Origin of the sequence: Corynebacterium sp. (assembly GCF_012837295.1) — a bacterium.
Lineage (GTDB): Bacteria > Actinomycetota > Actinomycetes > Mycobacteriales > Mycobacteriaceae > Corynebacterium.
The window spans coordinates 1-8,915 of the sequence record NZ_DURI01000005.1; the positions used below are offsets into that span (position 1 = coordinate 1).

Below are 8,915 nucleotides of genomic sequence, written 5' to 3' on the forward strand. Positions count from 1 at the left end.
ACGCCGGCTCCGGGCGACCGGCGCGCACCGCCGCCGCCCGCACCAGGGCGAACGCCAGCGAATGCACCGCACGCACCATGCCGCCGGACCCCGCGCCGGACGACCGCGGCAACCGCCGGGCGACGTCATCGCGCAACCGCGACGCCGCCTCCTTCGACGGTGCGAGCACCTGCACGGAATCCGCCGGCCACCCCGCCGCGACATGCGCCGCGGCCAAGTCCGCCAGCAGCGCCGACTTCCCCGTCCCCGGCCCGCCGACGACCTGCCACACCGCACCCGGCGCCTTCAGCCCCGCCAGGCGATCGTCCCCCGGAAAGAGCGCGGCGACCGGCCCCGACCACGTCCGGTCGGCCGGCGCCTGCGGTTCGGTCAAGCGCACGGCGGGCATCTGGTTCATGGCGACATCATCGCACACCCGCCGGACCCGTTCGAACGGGCGTTCCCCGTCAAAGGCGGGCGCGCACCAGCTCCGCGGCCCGGGCCAGGCCACGCCACGCGGCGGGCCTCGACTCCGGGTGGGCCGCATGCAGGAACAGGCGATTGCAGATCGCCCGCGCCAGCAGCCCGTCCCAATCGGGCACGTGGTCGAAGCGGCCGAGCAGATCCTCGTCGGCGCCACCCCACGCCAGGGCGTCCACGGCGGCGACGGCGCGCGACCATCCCGCGGGATGCCAGCGGGGCACGAGATCGACGAACAAGGGCGCGGCGGCACCGTCGAAAAGCAACGTGCCCACCGGATCCCCGTGCACCAGCTGACCCTCGGCGCGGAGCTGGCCGCGCAGGCCGATCAACCCGCCGGCCGCGGCCAGGGCCTCCGCCGCGTCCCCGCGCGGCACGGCCTCCGGGTCGAGCAAACCCTCCAGCTGCTCGATCGGATCCTCCGCCCACGCGGCGCGGTCGCACACGTCGAAGACGTCGCCGCCGCCCCGGGCCAGGAACCTCGGGCGCTGGACGTCCGCGAGGGCCTCCTCCAGTCGGCCGCAGGCGACGATGGCCTCGTCCGCGCGCGGCTCGGGGCGACCCGGGCGATGCTGGCGCGCGCGCCACCCCGCCAGCACATGCCGGCCATCGCTGGTGCGCACGGGATGCGCCACCTCGACGCCGTCGACCGCGAGCGCCTCGAGCACCTTCGCCGACCACGCGGCGCGGGAGGAATCCGGCACCGCCGAAATCACCGTGTCGCCGTAGATCCAGCCGTCGTCCCACGCCGCGCCGGCGGGCTCGGGCGTGCCCGACACCCCGAACGCCTCGGGCACGTGGGCCGGGGGCAGGCCCGTCATCGGGAATCCCCCTCCGGCGCGAAACGGAACTCGCGGAACGACATCGCCGCCGAGTCGTAGAACAGCACGCGCCCCGACAGCGGCTCGCCGAATCCGGTGATCACCTTCACGGCCTCCGTGGCCATCAGCGTGCCGATCGTCCCCGGCACCGTGCCCAGGATCCCCGTCTGCTCGGCGGTGAGCACGGTCTCCGGCGCGGGCGGCTCCGGGTACAGGTCGCGCAGCCACGCCTTCCGGCCGCCACCGAGGTCCAGGCCGAAGACGCTGACCTGCCCGCCGAGCTGGCGAATGCTGCCCCACACCTCGACCACGCCCAGGCGCCGGCAGGCGTCGGCGATGAGGTAGCGGGTCTCGAAGTTGTCGGTGCCGTCGATCACCAGGTCGTGCCCGGCGATGATCCCGTCGATGTTCTCCGCGGTCAGGCGTTCGTCGACGGTCGCGATCTCGATGTCCGGGTTGAGCGCCGCCATCTTCTCCGCCGCGGATTCGACCTTCGGCCGCCCGATGTCCTCGACCCGGTGGATCACCTGCCGCTGCAGGTTCGTCAGGTCCACGCGGTCATCGTCGACGACCGTCAGCTTTCCGACGCCCACCGCCGCCAGGTAGAAGCCGACCGGCGACCCGAGGCCGCCCGCCCCCACCATGAGCACGCTCGCGCCGGCGAGCTTGCGCTGCCCTTCCTCACCGAACCCGGGGATGGGCAGGTGGCGCGCATAGCGTTCCGGATCGAACGCCGGCTCACCCGAGCGGGTAGGGCCAGGGGTTCGGCGTGCAGTGGGCTCCGTCATCGGGGTACACCTCGTTCGGGTTGAGCTTGTGCAATTCGGAATTGTCCAGCGACAGCGTCTGCTGCATCATGATCGGCGCCACGGCGCCGGCCTCGGAGCAGGCCTCGTGGGCGGCGAAGCCGATCGCGTGGCCGATTTCATGGTTGATCAGGTACTGGCGGTAGCCGCCGAGGTCGCCCTCGAAGGTCAGCGCACCGCGGACCCAGCGGGCCTCGTTGATGAGCACGCGCGTCGGGCCGCCGCCGTCGCGATCCGAGATGGAGCAGCTGGTCTCCAGCGGAATCTCGTAGCCGCACTGTTCGTGGGCGGTCGCGGTGGACACGAGCTGGAAGATCAGCTCCGGGTCGTCGTCGCGCGGGACATGCCGGAAGGCGAATTCGTCGTCGTGGGTCCAGCCTCGCTCGTCGGCCAGCGTCGCGTCGATCATCCCGGCGAACGCGTCCGCGCCGCCGAATCGCGCCGGATCGACGGTGTCCTCGATCTCCACGGCGTAGCGCATGGCGTCGGCGTCGTCGCCTTGGCCGCCCTGCGCACCGGCGACCAGGTCGACCGGGACGAACGTGCCGGAGGATTCCTCGGTGAAGGGCCCGCCCGGCGGCAGCTGGCCGACGTCGAGGTTCTCGGCGTACCCGCCCTCCGGCACCGGGCCCCGCGGCAGTTCGCTCGTCACCGCCGACAGCCCGGTCTCCTCGTCTCGGACATCGCGGACGACGTCGACGACGACGATGACCGTCAACACCAGAAGAACGGGGATGGCGTATGCGCGCCATCCCCATTCCCGGGCGAATCTGACGAAGAACGACTCTTTGCTCATGTGCGGGCGGCGCCGGATCGTGTCGCGGGGATCAGGCGATGAAGCCGACCTGGCGGGGCGCCGCCGGGCCGACCTGCACGTACGCGATCTTGGAGATCTGGGCGAGGTAGGTCTTGCCGGCGCCATCGACCAGCTCGAGGACGCCCTCCCCCGCGGCGATGCGGGAGGAAATGGAGGAGGCCAGCTCCGGGCCGCCCTCCGCTCCCGAGATGTTCAGCTCGCGGGGGTTGTCAACGAATCCAATGGTGATGTCCATGCGGGACATCATAACCCGCGCCCTCACGGCTAGTATCGGGGACGACCGAGCAGCATCCAGCCGAAGGAGATTCACGGTGGCAGACCTTCCCGCGCCGACGTTCGTCGAATTGGGGGTCGCGGCCGAAATCTGCGATGCCCTGGCGTCCGGGGGCATCACCCGAACCTTCGCCATCCAGGAGCTGACTCTGCCGTTGGCGCTCGACGGCACCGACATCATCGGCCAGGCCCGCACGGGCATGGGCAAGACGCTGGGCTTCGGCGTCCCCCTCATCGACCGCGTCTTCGACGACGCCCGCGTCCCGGAGCCGGACGGCACGCCGCGCGCGCTGGTCGTCGTCCCGACCCGCGAGCTGGCCGTGCAGGTCGGCGAGGATCTCGAGCCGATCGCCAAGTCGGTGGGCCTGCGCGTGACCACCATCTACGGCGGTCGCCCGTACGACGAGCAGATCGACGTCCTCGACGCCGGCGTCGACGTCGTCGTGGGCACTCCGGGCCGCCTCATCGACCTCCACCAGCGCGGGAACCTCAATCTCGGCGCGGTGCGGGTGCTGGTGCTCGACGAGGCCGACGAGATGCTGGACCTCGGCTTCCTGCCGGACATCGAGAAGATCCTGCGGGCCGTGCCGGAGGGCCGCCAGACCATGCTGTTCTCGGCGACGATGCCGGGGCCGATCCTCAATCTGGCCCGCACCTTCATGGATCGCCCGGTGCACATCCGCGCCGAGTCGGGCGAGTCCGAGGCGAGCATCCACGACACCACGCGCCAGGTGGTGTTCCAGTCGCACCAGATGGACAAGCTGCCCGTCATCGCGCGCATCCTGCAGTCGGAGGGCCGCGGCCGCACCATCATCTTCGCCCGCACGAAGCGTTCCACCGCGTCGGTGGCGGAGCAGTTGGGCGAGCGCGGTTTCCGGGCCACGGCCGTCCACGGCGACATGGGCCAACCGGCGCGCGAGAAGTCGCTGAACGCGTTCCGCTCCGGCGACGTCGACGTGCTGGTGGCCACGGACGTCGCGGCGCGCGGCATCGACATCGACGACGTCACGCACGTGATCAACCACCAGGTCCCGGAGGACGAGATGACGTACGTCCACCGCATCGGCCGCACCGGCCGCGCGGGCAACACGGGCACGGCGGTCACGTTGGTGGGCTGGGACGAGATCCAGCGCTGGAAGATGATCGACGATGCCCTCGGCCTGGGTTTCCCGGAGCCCCCGCAGTGGTTCTCCACGTCCCCGGAGCTTTACGACGCCCTGTCGATCCCCGAAGACGCCGCCGAGTCGGTCGGGCCGGCGCGCCCGGTGCTGGGTTCGCGGCCGGTGAAGGATCGCCGGGACCGGCGCGATCGCGGTGAGCGCCGGCGCCGCCGATGAGCCGGAACCGGATCGCCGCGCTGCTCATCGTCGCGGCGGTCGTCGCCGTCGTGGCGTGGACGTGGTGGCGGGCGCCCGCGCGGGGCGTGGAACACGTCGTCGCCGACGTCCCCTTCTCCGCCGGGCCCGCCCCGGAGCGGGCGCCCGAGTCGCTGACGGAGATCTGGTCGGCGCCCGCCCCCAAATCCTCGGCGCCGTTCACGGTCGACGGTCTGGCCATCGCCGCGGATGACCGCGGCGTCACCGCCCTCGACCCCGCCACGGGCGAGGCGGTGTGGTCCTATCACCGCGACGTGCCCCTGTGCGAGGCCATGGTCTCCGACGGACGGGTGGTCACCGTGTTCCGCGGCCCCGCGGGCTGCGGCGAGGTCACGGCCCTCGACGCCTCGGACGGCTCCTACGCGGGCACGCGGCGGGGGCTGTCCTCGGAGGAGGTCGAACCCGTGCGATCCAACGACCGGTCCGGCGTCCGCGATGGCCGGATGGTGGAACTGTGGCGCGACGATCTCGTGCGCACCATCGAATACGGCTTCGTCGAGGCGTCGTCGGAGCCGGGCATGCAGCCGCACCCCGGGTGCTCCGTCGTCGACGCCCTGACCCGCAGCGCCGTGCTCGCGGTCATCAACGATTGCCCCGACGGGCACCGGCTGATCATCCAGGAGGCCACCCCCGAGGAGTCCCGCGAACCGGAGATCCACGCCGACGTCGAGATCGGCGGGCCCGCGCGGCTCGTCGCCCTCGGCCAGCTGTCGGCGGCGGTGCTCGTGGACGGGGAGGTCCGCACCTATTCGAAGGAGGGCCGCCCGGGTCCGACGTGGCGGCCGGCGCCCGGCGAATTGCCGGCGGACCCGTTCGGCGGCGACCCCGTCCCCGTGGCCGCCACGGCGGATCTCCCCCACCACATGACGTGGTTCACCGGCACGGCGCTGGCGGCGTTCCGCCCCGACGACCTGTCGCTGGCGTTCGTCATCCCCAACGCCCTGGGCACCGGAGTCGCCGTCGGCGACGAGCTGCTGGTGCCGGTGCGCGGCGGGCTGGCCCGCGTCGATTGGGGCAACGGCGAGATCGTCGGGGTCGTCCCCGTCGCCCGCCCCGAAACTCCCCCGGGCGCCACGACGACCACGGCGGTCGCGGGCGACGTCATCGTCGAAAAGCGGGGCGACGAGCTCGTGGGGCTCCGCCCGGACTAGACGCCGTAGGCGTTGGCCGCCCAGTCGACGGCCTTCGGGTTGAACATGCAACCCAGCGCACCGAGCGCGAAGATCGCCGTGATCAGGCCGAGCGCGATGGCGCCCGAGGTGAACATGTAGAACGCCACGCCCGCCAGGCACAGGTTGAGCATGACGATCGGCCCGCGGCCCCACTGCTTGCCGCGCAGCAGGAACACCGCGCCGGTGAGCACCGCGCCGAAGATGAAGAAGAACCACAGCGCCGTGCCCCAGCCGGAGATGACCGCGCCGGGGTCCTCGTAGCCCTGGAAGTCGCGGATCATGAGGAACGCGCCGTAGCCCAGGCCGATGACGCATTCCACGACCGCGATCCAGGCGCCGGCGACGACGGAGCGGGGCGCCGCCATGGGCGCGGGACGGTTTGCTGCGGTGCTTCGGCTGTTCACGTGATCACCATATCGCCCATTAGGATGGGCGACGTGCGCGCCCTTCTGATTTCCAACCCGAACTCGACGTCGATCACCGATTCCCTGACGAGGACCGTCGTCGCCGAGCTGCGCGCCGTACCCGGCCTGCACGTGCGGTCGGTGTTCACGGGGCATCCGGGCCACGCGACGGCCATCGTCACGGGCCTGACCCGCGACGAGTGCGACGTCGTCGTGTGCATGGGTGGCGACGGCACCGTCAACGAGGTGGTCAACGGTCTGCTGGGCTCCGCCGCCGACGGGCGCCCGGTGCGCGACGCGGCCGACATCCCGGCCATCGCGGTGATCCCCTCCGGCAGCGCCAACGTCCTGGCCGGCGCGCTGGGGCTGCCGCGCGACCCGAAGCTCGCGGCGCGCGTGCTGGGCGAACTGCTGCGCGGGGGCGAGGAGCGGGCGATCAGCGTCGGCCACGCCGCCGGCCGCTGGTTCGTGGTCAACGCGGGCCTGGGCGTCGACGCCGAGGTCATCTCGCACATGGAGGATCTGCGCGCCGGGGGCGTCAGCGCCAACCCGCTGCGCTACGTGCCCACGGGACTGGGCGCCTGGAACCGGCTGCGCAAGAACCCGCCGCGCATCACGGCCCGCGCGGACGGCGAGCTCATCGGCGAGGATCTGCCCATGGCCGTGGTGTCCAACTCCAACCCGTGGACCTTCCTCGGCGATCTGGCGGTCGTCACCAACCCGACCACCACGCTCAGCGGCGGCCTCGGCTTCTACGGCCTGACCTCCGTCGACGGCGTCAAGGGCATGGTCGCCGCGCTCCGGCTGGCCGGCGCGGGCCAGGCCCTGTGGTCGCTGCTCAAGGTCGAGGAAAGGGAGCTTCGCGACGACGACGTCGACGTGGTCGTCCTGACCTCCCCCGAACCGTTGAAGTTCCAGATCGACGGCGAGTACGTCGACGAGCGATCCGAGCTGGAGATCACCTGCGCCCGCGACGCCGTGCGCTTCATCGCGCCGGCCCAAACCCGCGAGTACGGCGAGGATGTGGGCGACCAGGCGTGGTGGGTGCGGTTGGGCGCGATGGCCGACCGGACGTTCCGGGCGCTGCTGCTGCCCCGCCGGGGCGGACGCCGTTAACCGCCGGTTCGTCGTCTCCCGGGCCCCTCACCTGCGGATGTAACGTGCAGTTCATCTATTTGTGACGTTCCGCACTTTTTCCCGCGAAGGTCTTCACAACCGGGTCATGACGTGTCATCATTCATCAGGACCGCGGGGGGAGCGAATACCTCCACCCGCATTCGACCGGCGGGCGCCTCGCGCTCGCGGTCCGCGGATCCGACGGTGAACCCCCTGATTCCCCAACCGGGAATTCACGCCGACGGGACGTCCGCACGTTCATCTGATGCATGGGGAGCACAACAAGTCGCGAGGCGGCCACGAGCCACCCGTTCCCCCGTGCCCCACCCGGGTTTCGATTGAAGGAGTTTTTGTCATGGATTGGCGTCACAAGGCCGTTTGCCGCGAAGAGGATCCCGAGCTGTTCTTCCCGGTCGGCAATTCCGGCCCCGCCCTCGCGCAGATCGCGAAGGCCAAGGTCGTCTGCAACCGCTGCCCCGTCACCTCGCAGTGCCTCGCGTGGGCGCTGGAGACCGGCCAGGATGCCGGCGTGTGGGGCGGCATGTCCGAGGACGAGCGCCGCGCGCTGAAGCGCCGCCGCAACCGCGGCCGCACCCGCCGCACCGCCCGCACCACGGTTTAAGTCCCCCGGCCGGCCCGTTGTAGACTGGCCAGGTTGAATTAAATCACCCCGACCGGAGGAGGCACACCATGAGCAAGCGTGGCCGCAAGCGCAAGGACCGTCGCAAGAAGAAGGCGAATCACGGCAAGCGCCCCAACAGCTGATCCCCGCGATCAACGGCGAAACCCCGCCCCATCATCACGATGGCGCGGGGTTTTCGCTGTCCCGGTCTTCTCCGCCCACTGCCCCGCTACTGCCCCGAGGTGCGGTAGGTGACGCGGATGCGGGTGGTGATCCGCCTGCGCAGTTCCATGGGGGCGGGTTCGCAGCAGCACCGGCGCAGCAGCTGGCGCAGCGCGCGCTCGCAGCCGACGTCCTCCAGGCACCGCGGGCAATCGCGGATGTGCCGTTCCAGGGTCCGGGTCTCCTCCGGATCGCAGTCGCCGCTGAGCAGGGAATCGAGTCGCCGGCGTACGTCGGCGCACGTCCCGGGGTGTCCGCAGGGCTTCGCGCTGTCGTTCATCGACTCACCTTTCCGAAATTTCCGACTCGCGGATGAACCCGCGATCCTTCGCCACATCCTTCAACGCCTCGCGGAGCTGTTTCCTTCCACGATGGAGCCGGGACATCACGGTGCCGATCGGCGTCGCCATGATGTCGGCGATTTCCTTGTACGGAAGACCCTCCACGTCGGCGTAGTAGACCACCATCCGGTAATCCTCGTTGAGGTCCATCAACGCGGCGCGGATCTCTTCGTCGGGAAGCAAAGCCATTGCCTCGACCTCCGCCGACCGCAGGCCCGACGACGTGTGGGAAGCGGTCTCGGCGATCTGCGAATCGGTGATGTCGTCCGTCGCGTACTCGGCCGGGCGGCGCTGGGCCTTCCGGTAGTTGTTGATGTACGCGTTGGTCAGGATCCGGTACATCCACGCCTTGAGGTTCGTGCCCGGCTTGTACGACCGGAAACCCTGGTAGGCCTTCATGTAGGCCTCCTGCACCAGATCCTCGGCGTCGGCGGGATTGCGGGTCATGCGCAGGGCGCCGCCGTAGAGCTGGTCGAGCAGGGGCAG

Annotated in this window: 12 protein-coding genes; 4 read left to right on the plus strand and 8 right to left on the minus strand. The window is 71.0% G+C overall.

Translation table 11 applies throughout. The features are described from left to right. From GX015_RS00130 to GX015_RS00150, 5 genes are all read right to left on the minus strand, one after another. A partial coding sequence (locus tag GX015_RS00130; protein WP_291341876.1) for a UvrD-helicase domain-containing protein occupies window positions 1–397 on the minus strand: 397 nt, incomplete at its 3' end. 49 nt (window positions 398–446) lie between these two features. Continuing rightward, complete coding sequence (locus GX015_RS00135; RefSeq protein WP_291341877.1) at window positions 447–1,280, minus strand: TIGR02569 family protein; 834 nt, start codon at window positions 1,278–1,280, stop codon at window positions 447–449. Beyond that, the gene (locus tag GX015_RS00140) at window positions 1,277–2,068 is read right to left on the minus strand and encodes a HesA/MoeB/ThiF family protein (protein WP_291341878.1); all 792 of its coding nucleotides are present in this window, start codon (window positions 2,066–2,068) and stop codon (window positions 1,277–1,279) included. The genes GX015_RS00135 and GX015_RS00140 overlap by 4 nt, the downstream gene beginning before the upstream one ends. Beyond that, window positions 2,019–2,882 carry a DUF3152 domain-containing protein gene (locus GX015_RS00145; protein WP_291341879.1) on the minus strand — a complete coding sequence of 288 codons (864 nt, stop codon included), beginning with the start codon at window positions 2,880–2,882 and terminating at the stop codon, window positions 2,019–2,021. Before GX015_RS00145 ends, GX015_RS00140 begins: the two co-directional genes overlap by 50 nt. 31 nt (window positions 2,883–2,913) lie before the next feature. Next, window positions 2,914–3,138, minus strand: a complete 225-nt coding sequence (locus GX015_RS00150; protein ID WP_291341880.1) for a DUF3107 domain-containing protein — start codon at window positions 3,136–3,138, stop codon at window positions 2,914–2,916. Window positions 3,139–3,214: 76 nt separating this feature from the next. Here GX015_RS00150 and GX015_RS00155 point away from each other — a divergent pair, with 76 nt between their 5' ends. Further along, entirely contained in the window at window positions 3,215–4,513 is a 1,299-nt protein-coding gene (locus tag GX015_RS00155; RefSeq protein ID WP_291341882.1) for a DEAD/DEAH box helicase, read from the plus strand. Continuing rightward, window positions 4,510–5,703, plus strand: a complete 1,194-nt coding sequence (locus GX015_RS00160) for a PQQ-binding-like beta-propeller repeat protein (RefSeq protein WP_291341884.1) — start codon at window positions 4,510–4,512, stop codon at window positions 5,701–5,703. The genes GX015_RS00155 and GX015_RS00160 overlap by 4 nt, the downstream gene beginning before the upstream one ends. On the opposite strand, the gene GX015_RS00165 is transcribed toward GX015_RS00160, so the two are convergent. Continuing rightward, entirely contained in the window at window positions 5,700–6,089 is a 390-nt protein-coding gene (locus GX015_RS00165) for a hypothetical protein (RefSeq protein ID WP_291341885.1), read from the minus strand. The two genes, GX015_RS00160 and GX015_RS00165, sit on opposite strands and share 4 nt — an antisense overlap. A gap of 72 nt (window positions 6,090–6,161) precedes the next feature. Between GX015_RS00165 and GX015_RS00170 the strand changes: the two genes are divergently transcribed. Then, complete coding sequence (locus GX015_RS00170) at window positions 6,162–7,244, plus strand: diacylglycerol kinase family protein (protein WP_291341887.1); 1,083 nt, start codon at window positions 6,162–6,164, stop codon at window positions 7,242–7,244. A 355-nt stretch (window positions 7,245–7,599) separates the two neighbouring features. After that, window positions 7,600–7,866 (plus strand): WhiB family transcriptional regulator, encoded by a 267-nt coding sequence (locus GX015_RS00175; protein ID WP_046650008.1) that lies wholly within the window; start codon window positions 7,600–7,602, stop codon window positions 7,864–7,866. A gap of 229 nt (window positions 7,867–8,095) precedes the next feature. Here GX015_RS00175 and rsrA read toward each other — a convergent pair whose 3' ends face one another. Together rsrA and GX015_RS00185 are read right to left on the minus strand one after the other, a co-directional pair. Beyond that, on the minus strand, window positions 8,096–8,368 hold the full coding sequence (gene rsrA / locus GX015_RS00180; RefSeq protein ID WP_291341889.1) for a mycothiol system anti-sigma-R factor: 273 nt from the start codon (window positions 8,366–8,368) through the stop codon (window positions 8,096–8,098). Window positions 8,369–8,372: 4 nt separating this feature from the next. After that, window positions 8,373–8,915, minus strand: a 543-nt coding sequence (locus GX015_RS00185) for a sigma-70 family RNA polymerase sigma factor (RefSeq protein ID WP_291341890.1), incomplete at its 5' end; no start/stop codon positions are given.

Coding starts and splice junctions, on each gene's coding strand:
- GX015_RS00135 (WP_291341877.1), bottom strand. CDS start 1,280: ATGACGGGCCTGCCCCCGGCCCACGTGCCCGAGGCGTTCGGGGTGTCG.
- GX015_RS00140 (WP_291341878.1), bottom strand. CDS start 2,068: ATGACGGAGCCCACTGCACGCCGAACCCCTGGCCCTACCCGCTCGGGT.
- GX015_RS00145 (WP_291341879.1), bottom strand. CDS start 2,882: ATGAGCAAAGAGTCGTTCTTCGTCAGATTCGCCCGGGAATGGGGATGG.
- GX015_RS00150 (WP_291341880.1), bottom strand. CDS start 3,138: ATGGACATCACCATTGGATTCGTTGACAACCCCCGCGAGCTGAACATC.
- GX015_RS00160 (WP_291341884.1), top strand. CDS start 4,510: ATGAGCCGGAACCGGATCGCCGCGCTGCTCATCGTCGCGGCGGTCGTC.
- GX015_RS00165 (WP_291341885.1), bottom strand. CDS start 6,089: ATGGCGGCGCCCCGCTCCGTCGTCGCCGGCGCCTGGATCGCGGTCGTG.
- GX015_RS00175 (WP_046650008.1), top strand. CDS start 7,600: ATGGATTGGCGTCACAAGGCCGTTTGCCGCGAAGAGGATCCCGAGCTG.
- rsrA (WP_291341889.1), bottom strand. CDS start 8,368: ATGAACGACAGCGCGAAGCCCTGCGGACACCCCGGGACGTGCGCCGAC.